The sequence below is a fragment of the Rhodococcus sp. 27YEA6 genome, from assembly GCF_044908235.1.
Lineage (GTDB): Bacteria > Actinomycetota > Actinomycetes > Mycobacteriales > Mycobacteriaceae > Rhodococcus_F > Rhodococcus_F qingshengii.
In genome coordinates this window covers 785,969-807,618 of the sequence record NZ_JBIYCY010000001.1, presented here as the reverse complement: position 1 = coordinate 807,618, position 21,650 = coordinate 785,969, and the positions used below count along the sequence as shown (strand labels likewise).

Sequence of the window (21,650 nt, the reverse complement as noted above, 5' to 3'; positions counted from 1 at the left end):
CTGTTTTCCCTGCAACCAGCTTTACTTACCCTTGAATACGGGAGGGCGGTTCTCGATGCGGGCAGCGCGGGCTTCCTGGACGTCCTCGCTGAGCCAGGCGGCGTGAAGCGCGTCGAGCTGCTCGGGAGACTGCTCCTCCATGGTGCCGTCGTCGTTGAGAACCATCTTCATGTGCCGCAACGACAGCGGTGCGAGATTCGCGATGCGGTGTGCCCATTCCTGAGCGTCGTCGAGGGTTCCGATTTTGTTGGCGAGGCCGCGAGTGAAGGCTTCTTCGGCGCCGATCTGTTCGATGCCGAGCAAAATGGTGCGCGCGGGACCGCCGCCGACCAGCGACGCGAGCCGACGCATCGTCCACTTGTCCACCGAGACACCGAGGGTGGCGGCCGGGATTCCGAAGCGAGCGCTCGGCGCCACGACGCGAAGATCCGACGCGATGGCCAGTTGCGTGCCCGCGCCGATGGCCGGACCGTTGACAGCGGCAATGACGGGGATGGGCGCCGTGTCGATAGAGCGAAGCATCTCGAACAGACGATCGGTGAAGCCCTCCATGTAGACGTCGCCGGAAAGGTCCGCGCCTGCACAGAACGCCGATCCCTCACCGGTGATGACGACGACGTGCGCGTGCTCGGCTACCGCCGCGTTCATCGCGTCCCGTATTGCGATGCAGAGTTCCGCGCTGAGCGCATTACGACGCTCGTGACGCTGCAACTCGATGGTCACGACGTTGCCGTCACGGGAGAACCCGATCATGTCCGCTCACTTTCGTTTCTGGAAGGCTCGACACAGGGATGTTCCGAGGCGCCGATACCGTCCGCATACTTCTCTGCAGCTAAGTTCTGTACATCAGGAGGTTAGATTACCGATGAGTACAGACGACCTTGCCGCACAGCAACCACACCCGGTTGACGTGGTGGTGATCGGCGCCGGACAGGCCGGACTCTCCGCCGCGTACTACCTGCGCAAGTTCGGAATCGAGCCCGAATCGGGGTTCGTGGTGCTCGATCATGCGTCGGGGCCGGGCGGGGCGTGGCAGTTCCGTTGGCCGAGCCTGACACTGAGCACCGTCAACGGCGTCCATGACCTCCCGGGAATGTCCTTCGCGGAAACCACCGGTACAGACGCCGAACAGGTGCCTGCATCGGTGGCGGTCCCCCACTACTTCGAACTGTACGAAAAGCAATTCGAACTTCCCGTCCACCGCCCGGTACACACGCGAGTGGTGTGTCCGAGGGAAGAGCGCCTGCGGATCGAGACCGACCAGGGAGTATTCGCGGCGCGAGGCTTGATCAACGCGACGGGGACCTGGGAGCGGCCCTTCATCCCCCACTATCGCGGGGCCGAGTCGTTCCGTGGCCGACAACTGCACACGAAGGACTATCGAACCGCTGCCGAGTTCGAAGGCAAACATGTCGTCGTGGTCGGCGGCGGGATCTCGGCTGTCCAACTGCTCGACGAGATCTCACGCGTCACGACCACTACCTGGGTGACGCGGCGCGAACCCGAGTTCCGCGACGAGCCGTTCACGCCGGACATCGGCCGCGCTGCGGTTGCCATGGTCGAAGATCGTGTACGACGCGGCCTGCCACCGGGATCCGTTGTCTCGGTGACCGGCCTCCCGGTAACGCCTGCCATCCGGGCAGCACGTGAGCGTGGTGTGATGAATCGACTGCCGATGTTCTCCGAAATTCTTCCGAACGGCGTGAAATGGGCCGACGGTACCGTCGCCGACGCCGATGTCATCTTGTGGTGCACCGGTTTTCGTAGCTCACTCGATCACCTGGCGCCGTTGCACCTGCGCGGACCGGGTGGCGGAATCCCGATGACCGGGCGCCTCGCCACGCAGGTCGAAGCCGACCCTCGCGTGCACCTGGTGGGATACGGACCGTCGTCGTCGACGATCGGAGCCAACCGCGCCGGCCAAGCGGCAGCGCGCGAACTGACCGCGTACCTGGGAATCGGCGAATGAACAGAATCCTTGTTCCGGGCGAAACCTGCTGGCGCATCGAACCGGCGGACAATCTTGCCTGCATCGTCGACGCCGCTGACTACTTTCATCATGCGAAGTCCGCAATGCTGCAAGCTGAAAAGCGAATCATGTTGATCGGCTGGGACTTCGACACGCGCATCAAACTCGAACCAGGCGAGCAGACTCTCGACGGCCCCAACCGGTTGGGAATGTTCCTCCGCTGGCTCGTCCGCGAGAAACCCGACCTCGAAATCCTCGTACTCAAATGGAACATCGGCGCGTTCACCGCAATCGGCCGCGGCATGACTCCCGTCTTCGTGTCCAACTGGCTGACCGACGAGCGCCTACGGTTCGAGATCGACGGCGCCCACCCGGTTGGTGCGGCGCACCATCAGAAAATCATCGTCATCGACGACGCTCTGGCGTTCTGCGGCGGCATCGACATGACTGTGGACCGCTGGGACACCTCGGATCACGTCGACCGAAACAATTATCGAATCACGCCGAGCGGAAGGCGTTACGGCCCTTGGCATGACGCAACCACGGCGGTCGACGGCAATGCGGCTGCGGCCATCGGCGAATTGGCGCGGGCACGCTGGAAATCCGCAACCGGCGAGGATCTGACACCGGTCAAGAGCACTGCGACTCCGTGGCCCGTCAATTTGGCTCCCACCTTGCGGGTGGTCGACGTAGCCGTCGCCAGAACATTGCCGGAACTCGGCGAGCGCGCGGAGGTTCGTGAGATCGAGGCGCTGTATCTCGCGGCCATCGCCGGCGCCGAACACACGCTGTACATCGAAAGCCAGTACCTCGCATCACGCACGCTGGCCGAGGCGATTGCCGCGCGTCTACGTGAGGCCGACGGGCCGGAAATCGTTCTGGTCATTCCCCGCAATGCCGATGGATGGCTCGAACAAAAGGCGATGGACGGGGCACGCCACGACCTGCTGCATTTGCTGTGGTCGGCCGATATCCACGACCGTTTCGGTGCGTTTTATCCCGTGACCTCTTCTGGCGCACCTATTTACGTACACGCCAAGGTTCTCGTGATGGACGATCGCCTCCTGCGAATCGGGTCGTCGAATCTCAACAACCGTTCGATGGGCTTCGACACCGAGTGCGACATCGCCGTCGAATCCGACGACGACGCAGATGTCGAGTTGCGCGCCTCGATCATCGGATTGAGGCGCCACCTACTCAGCGAGCACCTCGACGTCACCGAGGAAGAAGTCGACGACGCGTTGGGCGAGCAGTCACTGTTGTCGACGGTTCGCGCTCTCTCGACCTCCGACGCTCGCAGTCTGCGCGAATTCGACCGGAACACAGTCGACGGCGAAGACCACGTGCTCGCTGAAAATGCACTGATGGATCCCGAGCGCACGCCGCCCAGACTGAGCGATCGAATCGAAGGATTGCGCCGCCTGCTCGGCAAACGCTGAGACTCTAGAACACGCGCACGCAGTGCCCGGTTGCCAGCGCGAGTTCGACGAGCGTTGCACCGTGAACACTCGGGACGAGCGCGAGGAGAAACGTATCGCTGTCGCTGTCGAGCCAGGCAAGTGAAACGCCCGTATCGGTGATGTTGTCGCCGATACGGGCGAGAAGCGATTCGAGTCCGGCAGCTCGATCGAAGGCCACGACAAGACTGTCCGACCACTCCCACGATCCCGCCGGCGCCGACGTGAGCACTCGCAGCTGACCCAGAACCTCGGCAGCATCCTCGTTCCAGTCCACCCAGACCAGGCGTTCTTGTTCGTGCAATGCGTCGACGAGAGCAAACCACGCCATTTCCGGGTGTGGCTTCTCGAGCGTCTGTGAGTACAACTCGTTCTGTACTTCGACATACCGTTCCGGTTGGTCGATCGCGAGAGTCACACGATCGATGACAACAGCGCTGTCAGGGGCGAGCAGTTCGGCGATCGCGCGCAACGCGTCGCGAGCAGTTCCACTCACTATGGCTCCAAGTTCAATTCGGTCATCGGTGCGGTTTCCACATTCTGACATGCGTGTGCGCCTCGTTCGGACGTGTCCTCGATGTCGGGACACGAGCCAGATGCTTGCCGTGAGTTCCACGAATTCCCGGGCAGCACTACTCGCCGAGCTACCAAATTGGACTATCCGGCTATCCCATTCGCCGCACTTGTCCGTTTACCCTTTCACCTGGCCTTACAATCCGGATATAGTCATCGGCGATCCAAGAAGCCAACTGGTATGTAGCGAGCCAGCGAACAGTCTGTTACCGTTCAGCTAACTACCCCTTCTGGTCAAACCGGATCGAAGGGGTTCGGGCAATGACCCACGGGGGGTTGACGTGAAGGGGCCATGTTCCGCATGAAACACGATTCACACACGACAACCTCTTGGTGGTCGATCGGCGAATGGCGCCTGGGATGGAAGGTCATCGCCGTTCTCGCATTGCCGATGATCGTCGCCGTCGTCCTCGGAGCCCTTCGCGTTCAGACGGAACTCGAAGAAGCCGCACAGCTGAGTTCCTCGTCCGAGCGCGCCCTCGCTGTGCCCGCCGCGATCAATCTCGAATCCGCGCTGTACGAGCTCGCCGAAGCCGCATCGGCACGCACTGACACCGGCCCCGCCACACAAGCGGTTTCGGACGCAATGGATCAACTGGTCGACGCCGCGCGCGCGTTCCAGTCCGACGACGATCTCAACGACCAAGTGACTTCGGCGCTCGCAGAGAGCCGTTCCATCACGGAGGAGGTCGCCGCCGGCGCGGTGGCTCCCGCACGCTTGGTTTCGCGGGTCGGCGAAGTCTCTCGCGCACTCTCGAGCACCTTCACCAGCGTCGTCGAGCATTCTCAGCGTCCGGCGCTGCGCGAAGAGGGTGGCCGACTCTCAGCACTCTGGGATGCGCGACGAGCACTGGCCGAACAACGAATCCTCTTCGGCTCAGGTGATCCGGACCAGCAGGCTCGTACCTCGATGGTCAGTGCCGCCGGTGCCGAACTGGTCGCTCTGAACAACATTCTCGCCATCGACGGGAGCAACGACACCGTCCGGACCCTCAGCAACTCCGCTCAGAACCGGATCAACGCACTCGGATCAACCCCGTCGACCTCTCCTCTGGGGAGCCGCGTCGGTACCGATCTGAAATCCGGAAACGACCAGTACAACAGCCTGACCGACACCACCGTCACCGAGTTCGGCGATACCGTCACCGCTGAATCCAATGCAGCACGAACCGCAGCACTTCGTGACACTGCAATCGTGCTCGGCGCGGTCCTGCTGGCACTGGCCATCGCCCTCGTCATCAGCCGATCGCTCATCGATCCGATCCGTCGGCTGCGATTTGCCGCATTGCAAGCAGCACGACGCGGACTCCCCGACGCGATCGAACGAATTCGCGCAGGTGCCAGTATCGACGACGTCGACTTCGCCCGTGTACCGATCCGCACCCACGAGGAAATCGGCGAGCTTGCACGCGCGGTGGACGACATGCACGGTCAGGCCATCACGCTGGCCGGCGAGCAGGCCACCCTGCGGCGCCAGGTCAACGACATGTTCGAAACGCTGTCGAGGCGTAACAAGTCCCTCGTCGACCAGCAACTCGGTTTGATCGAACAGTTGGAGCAGGACGAAGACGACCCTCGTCGCCTCGAGAATCTGTTCCGGCTCGACCACATCGCCGCGAGAATGCGTAGAAACGGCGACAACTTGTTGGTTCTCGCCGGAACCGATGTACGCCGCGCCAGAACCGCCCCCGTCGCTCTCGGCGATATCCTTCGTGCGGCGGTATCAGGCGTCGAGGAATATCGACGCGTCGAACTCGGGCAGATACCGCCCGGAGTCGTCACCGGTCATGCTGCCCCGGACGTCGTTCACCTCATCGCTGAACTGCTCGACAATTCTCTGCGGTACTCCCCGCCGGAGACCACCGTCTCCATCAACGCTGCCCGCACCATCGACGGCTCCATGATCGTCGAGATCGCAGATCTCGGTATCGGCATGTCGCCTGCCGATATCCTCGATGCCAACGAGCGCCTCGCCGCCGGCGGCGAGATGAGCGCGGATACAGCGCGTCGCATGGGTTTGTTCGTCGTGAGCCGAATCAGTCGTCGCTACAACATCTCTGTGCGCCTGCGCCCGACGGCAACGTCGTCGACGCACAGCGGCATCACCGCAACGGTGCTCCTACCGACGTCGATACTCGATTCTTCTCGGGGACCCGAGATCCGCACGCCGCGAACCGGACCCGTGCCCACGCTCGATCGGACTCCGCCGCCCGCACCGTCTGAACCGTCCTGGTCAAAGCCCGTCCCGACCGAATTGGCACCCCCGCAGCCTGCGACCAGAAGTTTCGCAGATCTCCCGCGTCGAACGCCCAGCAACAGCACCGACCGGACTGAGACGTTCGCCCCGATCACACCGCAATCCATTCCCACGACAACAGCGCCTTCGGGGTTGCCACGTCGCACTCCGGGCACAAGTGGAGTACCGGCGGTCAGTACCTCGACTCCGACCACTGCTGCACCCGCCACCTCCGTGTCGTCCTTCGCTCCTCTGCCCGATCCCGAAGGCACAAGCGCATCGACGTCCCTTCCCGTGCGTACTCCTTCGCCGGAATTCACCTCGCCGGCACAGGGTCCCGAGATCCCGGTGGGTCCACACCCGTCGACAACCCCGCCGCCACGGCACCGGCTCTCAGCCCCGACGCCGACAAATACTGCGGCGTTCTTCTCCTCGCGCACCCGTGACGGGCTCTCTGCTCGCGCATCGGCGCGCGCTGACGGCGCGGGAGAGGGCAACTCGAACGGCGTACTCGCTGCCCCGACCACGATGCCGATTTTCGCCCGGATGGTGTCCGAGTGGCTCGTGGACCCGACGGCGGAGACGTCAGCTGCTTCCACCGGCAGTGCGTGGACCACCGACGCGGATCAAGGCTGGCTGGCCGCTCGGACCTCGTTCGAGATGCCGGTCACCAAGATCGCCGATTCCGGACTTCCCATTCGAGACCGCGGAGCCCGCCTGGTTCCCGGCGCAGTCGGGAGAGGTGGAACGACACAGCGCCATGCATCCAATCCGGCGGACGTCCAACGTGGTTGGAGCAGTTACCAATCCGGAGTACAACGAGGGCGACGGCGCGCCGCCGACCATCAGCCCGATGGCGGACAGTCTTTCGAATCGTCCACGATGTTGCACAACGATGAAGGAGAACAGTGAACACTGTCGGAGCCCAAGAGACTCCCCGCGCACTCGACTGGCTGGTATCGGCTTTTGCCCGAGACGTGCCGGGTGTGAGTCACGCGATCATCGTCTCAGCCGACGGGTTGTTGACGGCCTCGAGCACACATCTTCCGCTCGATCGGGCCGATCAATTAGCCGCTGTCACTTCCGGACTCGCCAGCCTGTCCGCGGGGGCGTCACGCCTCTTCGACGGTGGAGCCGTCATGCAGTCCGTCGTCGAGATGGAGAACGGCTACCTGCTTCTCATGGGCGTCGGTAGTGGCGCTTACCTTGCCGCTCTCGCTGTCGCCGGATGCGACATCGGCCAGATCGGTTACGAAATGGCGACTCTCGTCGATCGCGTCGGCACCACCATGGACATTGCCCCGAGAACATCGCAGGGTATTTGAGTTCGATGCCTCACCATCAATCCGAGTACGACGACGCCGAACCGAGCTTGGTCCGGCCGTACGCGCTCACCGAAGGTCGGACCCTGCCGTCCATCGACCTCCCACTCGAAGCGATCATCGCGACGATCGAAGACGCGGTCTCGAACAATCTTGCACCGCAGGATATTCGTGCATCGATCGTCGCACTCTGCGAGCAGCGGATCTCGGTTGCCGAGATCGCTGCCCACCTGGGTGTTCCGATCGGAGTCGTACGGGTACTGGTTGCCGACCTCGTAGTAGCCGGATCACTGGAAATACATGCCACTCTGCGAAGCGACGCATCTCGAGTCGAGCGACGCGAACTGATCGAAAGGACCCTCAGTGGACTTCGGGCACTCTGACTCATCGTCTCGCGTGAAATCGACAAAAATCGTGATCGCCGGGGGTTTCGGTGTTGGCAAGACAACACTTGTGGGGACCGTCTCCGAAATCGTCCCCCTTCGCACGGAGGCCATGGTCACCGACGCCAGCGACGGTATCGACAATCTCGGATCCACTCCCGACAAGAGCACCACGACGGTCGCGATGGACTTCGGGCGCATCACTCTCGCCGACGACCTGGTCCTCTATCTGTTCGGAACCCCGGGACAGCGCCGCTTCTGGTTCATGTGGGACGACCTGATCACCGGTGCGATCGGTGCGGTCATTCTGGTCGACACGCGTCGCCTGGAAGACAGCTTCGCCGCAGTCGACTTCTTCGAGGCGCGAGGCCTCCCGTTCATCGTGGCGGTCAACCGTTTCGACGGCGCACCAATCCATTCGGCGAGCGATCTCCGCCAGGCGTTGGCTCTACCCAACCGGGTTCCCATGATCGAGATCGACGCCCGAAACCGCGAATCAGCCAAACGCGCGCTGATCGCCGTCACCGAATACTCCCTCGAACGACTTGCAGCTGAAGCAGTCGTCTAGATGAATCACCAGATGCGAATCGTCGCCGAAAGGAACTGGCATGTCGGATGAAATGCACCATTTCTCGATGGGAATCTGGCTGCTCGGACTCGCCTACGTCGTGTCCGTGGTCGGGTCGGTAGTCGGCCTGGCGTGCACCAGGCATTCAGCGTCGGCGACGACAACCGCCACACGCATGCGATGGCTCGCCATGGCTGCCTTGTCGATCGGTGGCGTCGCCATCTGGCTCATGCATTTCATCGCCATGCTCGGATTCGCAGTCCCCGGCAGTCCCATTCGATACAACCTCGGATGGACCGTGATCTCCGCGATCATCTCAGTAGGGGCCGTGTTTGTCGGCCTGCTGATCATCGGGACCGAATTTCGCTGGACGCGGCTTCTGATCGGGGGCGTGGTAACCGGTCTCGCCGTGAACATCATGCATTACACGGGTATGCGCGCCTTGCGCTTTCAGGGCGAGATCCACTACGACCTGCTCTTCGTTGCACTGTCGGTTCTCATCGCAGTCGTCGCCGGAACCGCTGCACTGTGGTTCACCATGGTGCTCGAGTCCACGATTCTGCGTTTTGTCGCCGGAATCATCATGGGCATCGCTGTCGTCGGTATGCACTACACCGGAATGGCCGCTGTCGAGGTTGTTCACGACGCGGCAGCCCCGGCGCCACAGGGACTCGAAGTGTTCTCGTTCCTCTTCCCTGTCTTCGTTCTCGGCCTGCTGGCGTTGGCAGTTCCGATTGTCGCAGTGCTGACAGCACCCAACCGCGCGACGGCACGAATGGAATCCGCCGCCGACGATCTGGCGTTCGAAGCACGAGAGTTCGCGATCTCGAACTGAGCAGAGTACGGGGCGAGTTCACGTAAATCGACAACGCCCCGTACATTTCGGGGATGGTGGATGCCGGACACAACCCCCAGCCATCGACTCGCGCAACGCTCGTCGTGATCGGTGGTTTGCCGGCCACCGGCAAGTCGACGATCGCGCGGGCGCTTGCGCAGCGTCACCAAATCCCCTTCATGCGGATCGATACCATCGAACAGGCGCTGATCCGCAGCGGTATAGCTGACGCGTCCGGGACCGCCGGATACATCACCGGGTACGCGCTCGCCGCCGAACAATTGCGACTGGGACTTTCGGTCGTGGTCGAATGCGTCAACCCCGTCGAGGCGACACGAAACGCCTGGTCCGCTACCGCACAACATAATTCGGCGCGCCTGCTCGGTGTCGAGGTCATCTGTTCGGATCCCGACGAGCATCGCAGACGCGCTGAACGGCGAGTCGTCGACATCCCGGATCTCGTACTACCGACGTGGCAGGAAATTCTGGATCGAGACTACGAGCCGTGGACTACGGAACGGCTGGTGCTCGACACCGCAATCATGGACTCCGACAGTGCAGTACGACGCATCACAGCCAAGATGCTGTAGCGTGCGAGCTGCTCACAAGGTGAGAACGAAGAATGCGCTGTTCGGGTCTTCGCGGTAGTTCCCGAACGGTGGACAAGGCACGAACCCGAATTTCGCGTACAACCGGCGAGCTGGATCGAAGAACTCTTGCGTACCGGTCTCCAATTCGAGTTGCCGGTAACCTCGTTGTCTCGACTCGTCCACGACGTGTTGAAGAAGTCGCGTTCCCACGCCACGCCCCCTTGCTGCCGATGACGTTCGCATCGACTTGATCTCGCCGCCCGCCGACGACCGTTCCTTGAGTGCGACGCAACCGAGTAACTCGTCACCTTCGCTCCACAGCGTCCACATGGTCACAGAGCTATCCATCAGCCCCGTGACGTCCAGCGCGTGAACGCTGTCCGCGGGCGAGGTCGCGTGCATGTCGGCGAGATGTTCGGTGAGTAGAGCACGGACCGCATCCCGACTCAGGTCGTCAATTTCGATTCGCACAGATCCTCACTGTCCTCTTCGCTTCCGGCAGTACCGAATGAAAGTATGACTGTCCTTCACTTCGCCGAAGGCCTGGCCCGAACGTGGATGCGTTCTCCTTGGGGGCCGAACAGACTCAGTACCTCGACCGGGCCGCGCCCGTCACTGCCGAACCAATGCGGGTTTCGGGTGTCGAATTCAGCAGCTTCACCCGTACCCATCACGATGTCGTGATCGGCCAACACCAACCGCAACCTCCCCGACAACACGTACAGCCATTCGTAGCCGTCGTGCACTTGGGGATCCGGTTCCGTCTGGCTTGCCGGGATGGTCATCTTGAATGCCTGCAACCCACCCGGTTGCCGAGTCAGCGGCAATACCGTTCGCCCACTGACGCTTCGAGGCGCACTCTGGATGCGTGGATCGGCGACCTGCGGTGCCGCCACCAGTTGGTCCAACGGCACTTGGTGGGCAAGCGCGATCGGAAGCAGCAACTCCAAGCTCGGGCGACGCTCCCCCGCTTCGAGCCTCGACAGGGTGCTCTTCGAGATACCGGTGGACTCGGACAGCGCTGTGAGCGTGACGTTCCTCTGTGTACGAATGCGTTTGAGGCGCGCGCCGATCTGCGAGATGGCGGCATCGATGTGCGGACCGTTGACATTCATGGTGCCGAGTCTGACGGCAATTCCCAGAAATGGCAACATTAGTTGCTGAAGAACCCCCTCCGCGAGCAATCTGTGCTCATGCGAACACACACTGAAACTGAGATCCTCGACGCCGTGATCGTCGGCGGTGGCGCCGCCGGACTCAGCGCAGCCCTGGTGTTGGGTCGTGCTCGGCGCTCGGTCGCCGTCATCGATTCCGGCAAACCGCGCAACGCACCGGCAGCACACATGCACGGCTTCCTCTCGCGCGACGGCATGGCGCCACGTGAGTTGCTCGCCGTCGGACGCAGCGAATTGCAGACGTACGGAGTGGAATTGACACAAGATGACGTAGTCGACATCTCCTGGCGCGGTATCGAACCCGGCTTTGTCGTCGAACTTTCAGGAGGCACGACGCTCGAAACTCGTACTGTGCTGGTTGCCACCGGTCTACGGGATTCACTCCCGGAAATACCAGGCATCCAGGAGCTTTGGGGACAAAGCGTGCTCCATTGCCCGTACTGCCATGCGTACGAGATCAGCGACCAACCGATCGGCGTTCTCGGCGGCGACGCTCGCGAGATGTCACTTCACCAGGCGTTTCTACTCCGACAGTGGTCGTCGGATGTGACGTTCTTCCCCGACAAGATCTCGCTCACCCCCGACGAACGCGCGCGACTGGCTGCCCGAGGAGTGACGGTTGCCGACGGATCGGTATCTGGATTGATCGGTGAGAGAGGCGAACTGAGGGCCGTCGAACTCGACAACGGCCAGTTGGTCCCTCGCTCAGCATTGTTCGTTGCGCCACGTTTCAATCCGAACCACACGCATCTGACGCGACTCGGGTGCAAAACCGGCCCTACGGGATTCGCGGTTGTCGACCCTTCCGGCGCCACCAGCGTTCCGGGCGTCTGGGGCGCCGGCAACGTCGTCGACCCTCGCGCTCAGGTAATCAATGCCGCGGCTGCAGGTTCGACCGCGGCAATCGCGATCAACGGATATCTGGTCGAGCAAGATGTCGAATCGGCTCTTCGTTCGACCGAGCCGGAAGGGGGCTTCTCGGCGACCGTGGAGCAACGCGTCTGCGAGTTGAACGGCGGCAGCGCCCTCCACGGCATGTGACCGAGGTGTCTACGTCGCGGGGCCGCCGTGCAACTTCTCGTAGGCGGCCTTCTCGGCGTCGTGGCGCGAGATCTTCTTCGGGTTCTCGAGGTCGGAAGGCAAACCGTGACGCTCGAGGCGACGCGACCTGTTCTGAGCCATGTAGGAGACCGAATAGAACAGTGCCAGAAGCACTCCGAGCAGCACCATCGATGCCCGCAGGGCCCACGGTCCGGGGAAGAGCATGAAAGCCGCGAACACTGGAATGAACGGCACCATGCTTCGGATCAGGTGACGCGGCACGGCCCAGTCACCGATCAGGTCGTTTCGTACCCAGTCCTGCATCGAATCGGGCAGCTTGCGCCCCACTGAATAACCCAACCACTGAAGAGGATTCGGGCTCGTACGTTGCTTTTTGGAAGTCACGGAAGTCACCTGTTCGGTACGCATCGACGGTACTGACGCAGTCATCACGTTTCTTTCGGATGCAGTCATCACATTTCTCTCATTGGTCCAAGGCTCCGGCGCGGAGCGCGGCCTCGTTGACCCGCGTCAGAACGTTGTGGAGTTCTTCGAGTTCGGCGAGGCTGACGCCGAGCTTCGCGACAACCGCCGGCGGGATCTTCTCCGCCTCCGCGCGCAGTGCCACACCGGCTTCGGTGAGGTCCACGTCCAGTTGCCGTTCGTCGGCGCGGCTACGGGTGCGCGTGATCAGCCCGGACGCCTCGAGTCGCTTGAGGAGCGGCGACAGCGTCGGCGAATCGAGTTGCAGTGCCTGCCCGATTTCCTTGACCGCCATCGGCGACTTTCCCCACAGTGCCAGCATCACCAGGTACTGGGGATGCGTGAGGCCCATCGGCTCGAGCAGTGGCCGGTAGACGGACAGCACCGCCCGGTTCGCGACCGCAAGTGCAAAGCACACCTGCCGGTCGAGAGCCAGCGGATCATCCATCTGCGTCTGCGGAGCCTTCGTCGTCATGAATCCGATGTTATCAGATTAATTAGTGCAGCAACTATTATTGCACTAATCAATCTGGCGATGATCGTCACTCTTCTCCAACGTCGACGTGGGTTGCCCGGTGAGACCCACGTGCGCTTCCGCCCTCATTCGCTCCACCATGTGCGGGTAGTGCAGCTCGAACGCCGGACGCTCACTGCGGATGCGCGGCAACTCGGTGAAGTTGTGACGCGGCGGCGGGCAGGTGGTTGCCCACTCCAGCGAGTTTCCGTAACCCCACGGATCGTCGACGGTGACAACTTCGCCGTAGCGGTAGCTCTTGAAAACGTTCCAGATGAACGGAAGCGTCGAGGCACCGAGCACGAAGGCAAAGATCGTGGACACCGAGTTCAGCACCGTGAACCCGTCCGAGGGCAGGTAGTCGGCATAGCGACGCGGCATCCCCTCGCCGCCGAGCCAGTGCTGAACGAGAAACGTGCCGTGGAAACCGACGAACGTGGTCCAGAAGTGCCACTTGCCGAGACGCTCGTCCATCATGCGACCGGTCATCTTCGGGAACCAGAAGTAGATACCGGCGTACGTGGCGAACACGACCGTACCGAAGACCACGTAATGGAAGTGGGCGACGACAAAATACGTGTCGGTGACATGGAAGTCGATCGGCGGGCTCGCGAGAATGACACCCGACAGACCACCGAAGAGGAAGGTGATCAAGAAGCCGACCGAGAACACCATCGGCGACTCGAAGGTCAACTGCCCCTTCCACATCGTGCCGATCCAGTTGAAGATCTTCACACCTGTCGGCACGGCGATCAGGAACGTCATGAACGAGAAGTACGGCAGGAGAACAGCACCCGTCGCGTACATGTGGTGAGCCCACACCGCGATCGACAGAGCTGAAATCGCCAGTGTCGCATAGACCAATCCGGTGTACCCGAAGATCGGCTTACGGCTGAAGACCGGGAAGATCTCCGAGACGATGCCGAAGAACGGCAGCGCGATGATGTACACCTCGGGGTGACCGAAGAACCAGAACAGGTGCTGCCACAACAGAACTCCACCCGACGCCGGGTCAAAGATGTGCCCACCGAGATGACGGTCGACGAACAGACCCATGAACGCAGCGGTCAAGAGCGGGAACGCCATCAAGATCAGAATGCTGGTGATGAAGATGTTCCACGTGAAGATGGACATCCGAAACATCGTCATACCTGGTGCGCGCAGGCAGATCACGGTGGTGATCATGTTGACCGCACCGAGAATGGTGCCGAGGCCACCGACCGTCAGACCGAAGACCCACAGGTCGGCGCCGACGCCGGGACTGTGCACCGCGCCCGACAACGGGGTGTACGCGGTCCAACCGAAGTCGGCAGCGCCGCCCGGCGTGAGGAATCCGCCGAGAACGATGAGACCACCAAAAGTGAAGAGCCAGAATCCGAATGCGTTCAGACGCGGGAACGCCACGTCCGGGGCACCGATCTGCAGCGGAAGTATGTAGTTCGCGAAGCCGAAAACGACGGGCGTCGCGTACAGCAGCAACATGATCGTGCCGTGCATGGTGAACAACTGGTTGAACTGCTCGTTCGAGAGGAACTGCATCCCGGGGACAGCCAGTTCCGCACGCATGAACAGGGCCATCAGGCCGCCGATCAGGAAGAACACGAAAGCCGTGATCATGTACATGATCCCGATCTTCTTGTGATCGGTGGTCTTGATCATGTCGAACATCCACGACCCCTTGGGATCACGGCGCTTCGGGTACGGCCGCTCCGGAATCGGCTCCAACTCTCCGGTCCGCTCGTCCGGCACCGTTGTCGTCATGCTCGCGCGTCCTCTTTCGTGCTCGATACCGCCTCAAGAACTTTCCGCACGACCATATCGCATGTTAATAGTTAATGCACAAACTAAGTGTGGCCGACGTGAGCAACTATCGAAAACCGAACGTACGCAACCTTTTGCAGATTTCGGTGAGATAAAGTCAGGCGGCGGAATAGGTCGAGGGTCCGCCGCGTTGAACAAACCCGTGACTCTTCCCGACACATCGACAGCACCCGAGGCCTCCGCGTTGCGCGGCCTCTTCGAGCCTTTCGAGGTCAAATCACTCTCGTTGCGTAACCGTTTCGCCATGGCCCCGATGACGCGCGCCTTCTCGCCGGACGGAATCCCCGGCGCCGACGTAGCCGAGTACTACCGTCGTCGCGCAGCAGGTGGTGTCGGCTTGATCATCACCGAAGGCACGTACATCCCGGACCCGGCAGCCGGCCCGCACACCCGCGTACCGCGCATCTACGGCGATTCGAGCCTGGGTGGCTGGAAGTCGGTTGTCGACGCCGTCCACGCCGAAGGCGGATCGATCATTCCTCAGCTGTGGCACCTCGGAGTCGAACGCGGCGAGAACTCGCGCCTGAACCCCGAGGTCGAAACCGTCAGCCCCTCCGGCCTGGCACTGGACGGCACCCGCCTGGGACGAGAATTCACTACCTCTGACCTCGACGACTTGAAGCAGTCGTGGGTCGACGCCGCACTCAACGCGAAGAACACCGGCTTCGACGGTCTCGAGTTGCACGGAGCACATGGCTACCTGCTCGACGAATTTCTCTGGGCGGGAACCAATGTCCGAACCGACGGCTACGGCGGATCACTCGAGGCCCGCACCCGTTTCCCGGCCGAGGTCGTCGCCGCAATCCGAGAGGCCGTCGGGGACGAGTTCGCGATCGTCTACCGATTCTCGCAGTGGAAGTCCGGCCATTACGACGCTCGTATCGCCCAGAGCCCGGCAGAACTCGGCCGCATCCTCACTCCCCTGGTCGACGCCGGCGTCGACGTTCTGCATCCGTCCACGAGGCGTCATTGGGAACCGGCATTCGCTGAACTCGACGGTGAAGACGGCACACTCGGCCTCGCCGGTTGGACGAAGAAGCTGACCGGGTTGCCGACCATCACCGTCGGTTCGGTCGGACTCGATTCCGTGTTCACGACGGCATTCACCGGCGAAGCTGCATCTGCTGTCACCGGACTGGAGCGTCTCGAAGCTCAGTACGAGAGGGGTGAATTCGACATGGTTGCCATCGGGCGCGCGCTGCTCGCCGATCCCGAGTGGGTCGAGAAGCTCCGCACCGGACGCGCGGACGAGCACATCGCATTCACCGCAGAACATCGCACACACCTGAACTGACCTCGCACGACAAAACGGCACTCCCGCAATTGTGGGAGTGCCGTTTGTGGGTCTGCCGGAAGTACTAGCTGCCGAGCGTGGCCGGGTCGGGGCCGATGCGGCCGGCCGGGTCGTCGAGAGCACCGATCGCGTTGATCTGTTCCGGTGTCAGTTCGAATCCGAAGACATCGAAGTTGGCGGCGATACGTTCGGGGGTCACCGACTTCGGAATCACCACGTTTCCGATCTGCAGGTGCCAGCGAATGATCACCTGAGCCGCGGTGACGCCATGAGCGTCGGCGATAGCGGTGATGACGGGGTCGCCGAGAACGGTTCCCTGGCCGAGCGGGCTCCACGCTTCCGTCGCGATTCCCTTGCCGGTGTGGAAGGCGCGCAGTTCGGCTTGGTTGAACTTGGGGTGAAGCTCGATCTGGTTGAGGACCGGCACCTCACCGGTTTCGCCGATGACGCGCTCGAGGTTCTCGATGGTGAAGTTGGAGACGCCGATGGATCGAACCCGTCCGTCGGCCTTGAGCTTCTGGAATGCCTTGAACGTCTCGACGTACAGGTCCTTGGACGGAACCGGCCAGTGGATCAGGTACAGGTCGAGGTACTCGAGACCCAACTTGTCGAGGCTGGCGTCGAATGCCGCAAGCGTCGAGTCGTAGCCCTGATCGTCGTTCCACAGTTTTGTCGTGATGTAGAGGTCTTCGCGGGCGATGCCGGATTCGGCGATCGCGCGGCCGACGCCCACCTCGTTGCCGTAGATCTTGGCGGTGTCGATACTGCGGTAGCCGGTCTTCAGGGCTGTGGAGACGGCTTCCTGCGTCTCGTCGTCCGGAACCTGGAACACACCGAATCCGAGTGCGGGGATCGTCTTACCGTCGTTCAGAACAATGGTCGGTACAGAGGTCACATCGTTGGTCTCGGTCATATATGGATCCAACGCGCGAGGGCCGGGAGGCATTCCCCGCCGAACCTCCGGGCAGTGCCCTTGTACCGCCCGAAATGCCGGTCTACCTTGGAAGACAAGTATTGGAATCGCCTCGAGAAAAGAGAGAGCGATGAATCTTTCATATCGTCTCGCCTACAAGGTCGGCGTCACTCCGTGGGAGCACACCGGGCACGGGTTCGACGCTCAACTGTCCGGCCTTCTGGATGCGATTCCCGTCCCGGAAGGTGGCCGTGCACTCGATATCGGTTGCGGCACCGGACGCCATTCCATCGAGCTGGCGCAACGCGGGTGGCACGTCACCGGCGTCGACGCCGAACAGGAACCGCTGGACAAAGCGCGCATACACGCGCGTGAAGCACACGTCGACGTCCGGTTCCTCCACGAGGACGCGGCAGACCTGCACATTGCTGTCGACGGCGGGCACATGCTGGTGCTCGACATCGGCTGTTTTCACGGGCTCACCGATCATCAACGGCGGGACTACGGGAGATCCGTAAATGCGATCACCGCACCCGGGGCGTCCATGGTGATGTTCGCATTCGGACCGGGGCACCGTTGGCCGATGCCACACGGCGTCTCGGAGGAGGACGTCATGCGAGCATTCGACGGTTGGTCGATGGCCTCGAGCATGGCCGCGGACGTGAGTGAATCGCCACTTCCGGTCCGTGCGGCACATCCGTGCTGGTATCACCTGGTCCGTGGCTGACTGCTGTGCGCCTTTATTAACCGCCCGCGGTTAATAAAGGCGCACAGCACCGGGGATACTTCTCAGGTGACTGCAACACTGCGCATCAGCGGCCTCTCTGCTTCCCGGGGAGAACGCACCCTGTTCTCCGACCTCGACCTCACCGTTGCCCCCGGCGACGTCATCGGCCTCGTCGGCGCGAACGGCGCCGGCAAGTCGACGCTTCTCACCGCACTGGCCGGAATCGGAACCGCCGACGTCGAGGGTTCGATCATCCTCAGCCCGCCGGATGCTGCGGTCGGTTACCTCGCGCAGGAACCCGATCGCATCGAGGGTGAGACCGTCCTCGAGTTCCTCGGCCGCCGCACCGGCGTCGCCCACGCCGAGGAAGTCATGAACGCCGCAGCCGAAACCCTGGCCGAAGCCGAAGAGGATCTGTACTCCCCGGCACTGGAACGCTGGCTCGCTCTCGGCGGCGCCGACCTGCTCGAGCGCGCCGAGAAGGTGGTCGAAGAACTCGGTCTCGGAGTTCCACTCGATGCACATATGACGGCATTGTCCGGCGGTCAGGCCGCGCGCGCCGGCCTCGCGTCACTGTTGCTTTCGCGCTACGACATTCTCTTGTTGGACGAGCCCACCAACGATCTCGACCTACGCGGTCTCGAGCAGTTGGAGCGATTTGTCGCCGAGACGCGCGCAGCACTGGTTGTCGTGAGCCATGATCGCGAGTTCCTCTCGCGCACCGTCACCGGAATCGTGGAACTCGATCTGGCACAACAGGACATCGCCGTGTACGACGGCGGCTACGAGTCGTACCTCGCCGAACGCGAGATCGCCCGCCAGCACGCACGCGAGGCGTTCGAGGAATACGCAGGCACCCGCTCCGATCTCGAAGATCGCGCACAGATGCAGCGCAACTGGATGGAACACGGCGTCCGCAACGCGCGTCGTAAAGCCAAGGACAACGACAAGATCGGACGCGGATTGCGGACCGAGTCGACGGAGAAGCAAGCCGCGAAAGCACGCCAGACTCAACGTCGCATCGAGCGACTCGAAGTGGTCGAGGAACCGCGCAAGGAGTGGGAACTTCGTATGGAGATCGCGGCGGCGCCGCGGTCCGGATCCGTTGTCGCGACCACGAACGGCGCCAAGGTAACTCGCGGTCAGTTCACGTTCGGTCCGGTCACGACGCAGATCGACTGGGGTGATCGGATTCTCGTCACGGGCGCGAACGGGGCAGGCAAGACCACCCTCCTCAACGTCCTGCTCGGCAAACTCGTCCCGGACGAGGGCATCGCGTCGCTGGGTTCCGGTGTCGCGATCGGTGAGATCGATCAGGCGCGTGGATTGTTCGAAGGTGATCAACCAGTCGTGGAGGCCTTCGGTGCACAGGTTCCGGACTGGCCCGATGCCGATGTCCGCACTCTCCTCGCCAAGTTCGGCCTGCGCGGACACCACGTACTCAGATCTGCCGCTTCCCTGTCCCCCGGCGAGAGAACAAGGGCTGCGCTTGCTTTGCTCCAGGCTCGCGGCGTGAACCTACTGGTACTGGACGAGCCGACGAACCATCTCGACCTTCCGGCGATCGAACAGCTCGAGCAGGCAATGGAGTCGTTCGAGGGAACCCTCCTTCTGGTCACTCACGATCGACGCATGCTGCAGTCCACCCGAAGCACGCGCCGGTGGCGAATGGAGAACGGACAGCTCTTCGAGGAGTAGCCGATCGACTCTGCTTGCGCAGACAACCCGCGTGTGCAACTATTTATCAGGCGCACGCAATATTTGCATGCGCGGCATAGGTGGCCCGCGGATGACATGATCCCCCGTCGAGCTGCCACATCCCAGTCCCGAAAGGCACTCTTCAATGTTGTCGATCCCCGACCGCACACTGACTCACGGAACCACCGGCGAGCCGATCACCATCCCGCAACTCGGGTACGGCGTTTTCCAGGTACCGGACGCACAGACCGAAGAGGTCACTGCCGCAGCTCTCGAGATCGGCTACCGCCACATCGACACGGCCGCGATCTACGGAAATGAAGCCGGGGTCGGCCGCGCCATCGCAGGTTCGGATATCCCTAGGTCAGAGCTGTTCGTCACCACCAAGCTGTGGAATGACGATCAGGGCCACGACCGAACACTCGCCGCTTTCGACACCAGCCTCGACAAGCTCGGACTCGACTACGTCGACCTCTATCTGATTCACTGGCCCGCGCCGGCAAAGGGCCTGTTCGTCGAGACCTGGGCGGCATTCGAGCAAATTCTCGCCTCCGGCCGCACCCGGGCGATCGGTGTGTCCAACTTCCTGCCCGAGCACCTCGAACTGCTGGCCGAGCACAGCTCGATCACCCCGGCCGTCAACCAGATCGAATTGCACCCCAGACTGCAACAGCACGCGTCACGGGAGTACGCGCGAAGTCGCGGCATCGAAATCGAGGCTTGGAGCCCATTGGGACAGGGAACCATCCTCGACGACCCGGCCATCGGGAAAATTGCTGCAGCACACGGCAAGAGCCCGGCACAGATCATTCTGCGCTGGCATCTCGAACAGGGTCACACCGTTCTGTCGAAGTCGGTCACGCCTGCCCGCATGCGCGACAACGCCGCAATCTTCGACTTCGCACTCGATGCCGACGAGTCAGCGGCCATCGCAGCGCTGAACACCGACAGCCGTGTCGGGCCTGATCCAGTCGAATTGAACTGAATCGAAACGGCTTCAAGAATTTTCGTGGGGAGTCAACGTCAGCAGCACAGAATCGACGGACTGCTCGGCCAGGAGCGCGTCCAGCGGTAAGTGACGGAACAACGCTCGGTAATAGATCGGCGACGCCAGCGCGTCCAGGACGAAGTCCAGGTCGAAGTCGCTCCGAATGTCGCCGCGTAGCCGCGCCGATTCCAGCACTGCCGCAGTGGAATCGCGTCGAGGCTGAAAGAATGCCGACTGGAAATCCCGCGCCAATTCCGGGTCCGCCGCCAGATCCGCGACCAACGCGGGCAGGATCCGACCGACTACCGTTTCACTCAGTCCCACAACCAATGTCGTGATGCCGGCGACCAGGTCTGCCCTGAGATCGCCGGTGTCCGGCGTTGGATCAGTGCCGATGTGCGCCACGACGACGTCCACCACCAGATGCCGCTTCGACGGCCATCTCCGGTAGATGGCGGGTCGATGCACGCCCGCTCTCGTCGCCACCGAACCGATCGACAGCTCCGCATATCCGTTCTCCCCCAACAACTCCAGGGTTGCCGCCAGAACGGCGTCGTCGATCCGCTCGTCGCGGGCGCGCACCATCTACAGCACCGGCCGCGGCATGAGCACCAGACGCCAGCCGTCGGGATCTTCGAAAGTCATCCCCGCATTCTCCTCCCAGTACGGATTCTCGGCGCCAACGGGTTCGTGCCCTGCTTCCCCCAACCTCTGAACTACCTCGTACATCGCCGACTCGCCGGCGAAGTAGAGCACCAACAGGTTGTCCTGCGTCGGCGCCGGGCACGGGCTTCCGTCTTCGTGGGTCGTGAATTCGAGGTGATAGTTCGAATCCGGCAGACCCAGCATGATTCCGTCGTACCCGGCATGACCGGAGAACCGGTAGAGCTCTGGCAATCCCAGACAGTCGCGATAGAACGTAATCACGTCGTCGAGCCTGTCGGTGGGTCGCGCTACGCGCACTTGCACTACTGCGAGGTCGTTCGGCCAAGTTGTCATTCCAAAACAGTACAGTACGTACCGTAATGTTTCGAGAAGATGGCTGCCAGCCTCCCGACGGCAG

23 protein-coding genes are annotated in these 21,650 nt (G+C 62.3%); 13 read left to right on the top strand and 10 right to left on the bottom strand.

Annotated elements, in window-relative coordinates:
• Window positions 1–21: 21 nt before the first annotated feature.
• Window positions 22–753 carry an enoyl-CoA hydratase gene (locus ABH939_RS04000; RefSeq protein WP_003940192.1) on the bottom strand — a complete coding sequence of 244 codons (732 nt, stop codon included), beginning with the start codon at window positions 751–753 and terminating at the stop codon, window positions 22–24.
• A gap of 112 nt (window positions 754–865) precedes the next feature.
• On the opposite strand from ABH939_RS04000, the gene ABH939_RS03995 reads away from it, so the two are divergent.
• The gene (locus ABH939_RS03995; RefSeq protein WP_042451119.1) at window positions 866–1,969 is read left to right on the top strand and encodes an NAD(P)-binding domain-containing protein; all 1,104 of its coding nucleotides are present in this window, start codon (window positions 866–868) and stop codon (window positions 1,967–1,969) included.
• Window positions 1,966–3,408: a phospholipase D-like domain-containing protein gene (locus ABH939_RS03990; protein WP_208690346.1), complete on the top strand. Its 1,443-nt coding sequence runs from the start codon at window positions 1,966–1,968 to the stop codon at window positions 3,406–3,408. Before ABH939_RS03995 ends, ABH939_RS03990 begins: the two co-directional genes overlap by 4 nt.
• A 4-nt stretch (window positions 3,409–3,412) precedes the next feature.
• Here ABH939_RS03990 and ABH939_RS03985 read toward each other — a convergent pair whose 3' ends face one another.
• Entirely contained in the window at window positions 3,413–3,922 is a 510-nt protein-coding gene (locus tag ABH939_RS03985) for a hypothetical protein (RefSeq protein ID WP_058037916.1), read from the bottom strand.
• A 378-nt stretch (window positions 3,923–4,300) separates the two neighbouring features.
• Between ABH939_RS03985 and ABH939_RS03980 the strand changes: the two genes are divergently transcribed.
• The 6 genes from ABH939_RS03980 to ABH939_RS03955 are packed head-to-tail and all read left to right on the top strand — an operon-like array spanning window position 4,301 to window position 9,933.
• Entirely contained in the window at window positions 4,301–7,147 is a 2,847-nt protein-coding gene (locus tag ABH939_RS03980) for an ATP-binding protein (protein ID WP_228401241.1), read from the top strand.
• Window positions 7,144–7,560 carry a roadblock/LC7 domain-containing protein gene (locus tag ABH939_RS03975; RefSeq protein ID WP_003940329.1) on the top strand — a complete coding sequence of 139 codons (417 nt, stop codon included), beginning with the start codon at window positions 7,144–7,146 and terminating at the stop codon, window positions 7,558–7,560. Before ABH939_RS03980 ends, ABH939_RS03975 begins: the two co-directional genes overlap by 4 nt.
• 5 nt (window positions 7,561–7,565) lie before the next feature.
• Window positions 7,566–7,940: a DUF742 domain-containing protein gene (locus tag ABH939_RS03970; protein WP_007727785.1), complete on the top strand. Its 375-nt coding sequence runs from the start codon at window positions 7,566–7,568 to the stop codon at window positions 7,938–7,940.
• Window positions 7,921–8,508 (top strand): ATP/GTP-binding protein, encoded by a 588-nt coding sequence (locus ABH939_RS03965; protein WP_003940118.1) that lies wholly within the window; start codon window positions 7,921–7,923, stop codon window positions 8,506–8,508. The genes ABH939_RS03970 and ABH939_RS03965 overlap by 20 nt, the downstream gene beginning before the upstream one ends.
• Window positions 8,509–8,548: 40 nt before the next feature.
• Entirely contained in the window at window positions 8,549–9,343 is a 795-nt protein-coding gene (locus ABH939_RS03960) for an MHYT domain-containing protein (RefSeq protein WP_003939865.1), read from the top strand.
• Between the two features lie 53 nt (window positions 9,344–9,396).
• Window positions 9,397–9,933 carry an AAA family ATPase gene (locus ABH939_RS03955; RefSeq protein ID WP_058226099.1) on the top strand — a complete coding sequence of 179 codons (537 nt, stop codon included), beginning with the start codon at window positions 9,397–9,399 and terminating at the stop codon, window positions 9,931–9,933.
• 12 nt (window positions 9,934–9,945) lie between these two features.
• Here the strand turns inward: ABH939_RS03955 and ABH939_RS03950 are convergent, their stop codons facing one another.
• A complete protein-coding gene (locus ABH939_RS03950) occupies window positions 9,946–10,404 on the bottom strand; it encodes a GNAT family N-acetyltransferase (protein WP_042451126.1) in 459 nt (152 codons plus the stop codon).
• 56 nt (window positions 10,405–10,460) lie between these two features.
• Complete coding sequence (locus ABH939_RS03945; RefSeq protein WP_081377535.1) at window positions 10,461–11,087, bottom strand: helix-turn-helix domain-containing protein; 627 nt, start codon at window positions 11,085–11,087, stop codon at window positions 10,461–10,463.
• A 33-nt stretch (window positions 11,088–11,120) separates the two neighbouring features.
• On the opposite strand from ABH939_RS03945, the gene ABH939_RS03940 reads away from it, so the two are divergent.
• Entirely contained in the window at window positions 11,121–12,149 is a 1,029-nt protein-coding gene (locus ABH939_RS03940; RefSeq protein ID WP_404649475.1) for an NAD(P)/FAD-dependent oxidoreductase, read from the top strand.
• A 9-nt stretch (window positions 12,150–12,158) separates the two neighbouring features.
• Here the strand turns inward: ABH939_RS03940 and ABH939_RS03935 are convergent, their stop codons facing one another.
• The 3 genes from ABH939_RS03935 to ctaD are packed head-to-tail and all read right to left on the bottom strand — an operon-like array spanning window position 12,159 to window position 14,907.
• Window positions 12,159–12,578, bottom strand: a complete 420-nt coding sequence (locus ABH939_RS03935) for a DUF5313 family protein (protein WP_042451127.1) — start codon at window positions 12,576–12,578, stop codon at window positions 12,159–12,161.
• A 55-nt stretch (window positions 12,579–12,633) separates the two neighbouring features.
• Window positions 12,634–13,107, bottom strand: a complete 474-nt coding sequence (locus ABH939_RS03930; RefSeq protein WP_003939892.1) for a MarR family winged helix-turn-helix transcriptional regulator — start codon at window positions 13,105–13,107, stop codon at window positions 12,634–12,636.
• Between the two features lie 45 nt (window positions 13,108–13,152).
• Entirely contained in the window at window positions 13,153–14,907 is a 1,755-nt protein-coding gene (ctaD, locus tag ABH939_RS03925) for a cytochrome c oxidase subunit I (protein WP_404649345.1), read from the bottom strand.
• 202 nt (window positions 14,908–15,109) lie between these two features.
• On the opposite strand from ctaD, the gene ABH939_RS03920 reads away from it, so the two are divergent.
• On the top strand, window positions 15,110–16,261 hold the full coding sequence (locus ABH939_RS03920) for an NADH:flavin oxidoreductase (protein WP_007733403.1): 1,152 nt from the start codon (window positions 15,110–15,112) through the stop codon (window positions 16,259–16,261).
• 64 nt (window positions 16,262–16,325) lie between these two features.
• Here the strand turns inward: ABH939_RS03920 and ABH939_RS03915 are convergent, their stop codons facing one another.
• A complete protein-coding gene (locus tag ABH939_RS03915; RefSeq protein WP_336872837.1) occupies window positions 16,326–17,174 on the bottom strand; it encodes an aldo/keto reductase in 849 nt (282 codons plus the stop codon).
• Window positions 17,175–17,304: 130 nt separating this feature from the next.
• Here ABH939_RS03915 and ABH939_RS03910 point away from each other — a divergent pair, with 130 nt between their 5' ends.
• The 3 genes from ABH939_RS03910 to ABH939_RS03900 all read left to right on the top strand — a co-directional run bounded on the left by ABH939_RS03910 (window position 17,305) and on the right by ABH939_RS03900 (window position 20,584).
• Entirely contained in the window at window positions 17,305–17,901 is a 597-nt protein-coding gene (locus ABH939_RS03910; protein WP_030535396.1) for a class I SAM-dependent methyltransferase, read from the top strand.
• Between the two features lie 66 nt (window positions 17,902–17,967).
• Window positions 17,968–19,599, top strand: coding sequence for an ABC-F family ATP-binding cassette domain-containing protein (locus tag ABH939_RS03905; RefSeq protein ID WP_030535395.1), 1,632 nt, complete (start codon window positions 17,968–17,970; stop codon window positions 19,597–19,599).
• A gap of 145 nt (window positions 19,600–19,744) precedes the next feature.
• Complete coding sequence (locus ABH939_RS03900) at window positions 19,745–20,584, top strand: aldo/keto reductase (RefSeq protein WP_058037842.1); 840 nt, start codon at window positions 19,745–19,747, stop codon at window positions 20,582–20,584.
• A gap of 12 nt (window positions 20,585–20,596) precedes the next feature.
• Here ABH939_RS03900 and ABH939_RS03895 read toward each other — a convergent pair whose 3' ends face one another.
• On the bottom strand, window positions 20,597–21,172 hold the full coding sequence (locus tag ABH939_RS03895; protein ID WP_007733408.1) for a TetR/AcrR family transcriptional regulator: 576 nt from the start codon (window positions 21,170–21,172) through the stop codon (window positions 20,597–20,599).
• Window positions 21,173–21,586, bottom strand: coding sequence for a VOC family protein (locus ABH939_RS03890; protein ID WP_042451168.1), 414 nt, complete (start codon window positions 21,584–21,586; stop codon window positions 21,173–21,175).
• Between the last annotated feature and the right edge of the window lie 64 nt (window positions 21,587–21,650).

Bases quoted from the DNA above. Each gene is read 5' to 3' on its own strand.
- ABH939_RS03910 (WP_030535396.1), top strand. From the start codon at position 17,305: ATGAATCTTTCATATCGTCTCGCCTACAAGGTCGGCGTCACTCCGTGG.
- ABH939_RS03890 (WP_042451168.1), bottom strand. From the start codon at position 21,586: ATGACAACTTGGCCGAACGACCTCGCAGTAGTGCAAGTGCGCGTAGCG.
- ABH939_RS03895 (WP_007733408.1), bottom strand. From the start codon at position 21,172: ATGGTGCGCGCCCGCGACGAGCGGATCGACGACGCCGTTCTGGCGGCA.
- ABH939_RS03935 (WP_042451127.1), bottom strand. From the start codon at position 12,578: ATGCGTACCGAACAGGTGACTTCCGTGACTTCCAAAAAGCAACGTACG.
- ABH939_RS03980 (WP_228401241.1), top strand. From the start codon at position 4,301: ATGAAACACGATTCACACACGACAACCTCTTGGTGGTCGATCGGCGAA.
- ABH939_RS03945 (WP_081377535.1), bottom strand. From the start codon at position 11,087: ATGTTGCCATTTCTGGGAATTGCCGTCAGACTCGGCACCATGAATGTC.
- ABH939_RS03915 (WP_336872837.1), bottom strand. From the start codon at position 17,174: ATGACCGAGACCAACGATGTGACCTCTGTACCGACCATTGTTCTGAAC.
- ABH939_RS03955 (WP_058226099.1), top strand. From the start codon at position 9,397: ATGGTGGATGCCGGACACAACCCCCAGCCATCGACTCGCGCAACGCTC.
- ABH939_RS03900 (WP_058037842.1), top strand. From the start codon at position 19,745: ATGTTGTCGATCCCCGACCGCACACTGACTCACGGAACCACCGGCGAG.
- ctaD (WP_404649345.1), bottom strand. From the start codon at position 14,907: ATGACGACAACGGTGCCGGACGAGCGGACCGGAGAGTTGGAGCCGATT.
- ABH939_RS03930 (WP_003939892.1), bottom strand. From the start codon at position 13,107: ATGACGACGAAGGCTCCGCAGACGCAGATGGATGATCCGCTGGCTCTC.
- ABH939_RS03995 (WP_042451119.1), top strand. From the start codon at position 866: ATGAGTACAGACGACCTTGCCGCACAGCAACCACACCCGGTTGACGTG.
- ABH939_RS03970 (WP_007727785.1), top strand. From the start codon at position 7,566: ATGCCTCACCATCAATCCGAGTACGACGACGCCGAACCGAGCTTGGTC.
- ABH939_RS03990 (WP_208690346.1), top strand. From the start codon at position 1,966: ATGAACAGAATCCTTGTTCCGGGCGAAACCTGCTGGCGCATCGAACCG.
- ABH939_RS03960 (WP_003939865.1), top strand. From the start codon at position 8,549: ATGTCGGATGAAATGCACCATTTCTCGATGGGAATCTGGCTGCTCGGA.
- ABH939_RS04000 (WP_003940192.1), bottom strand. From the start codon at position 753: ATGATCGGGTTCTCCCGTGACGGCAACGTCGTGACCATCGAGTTGCAG.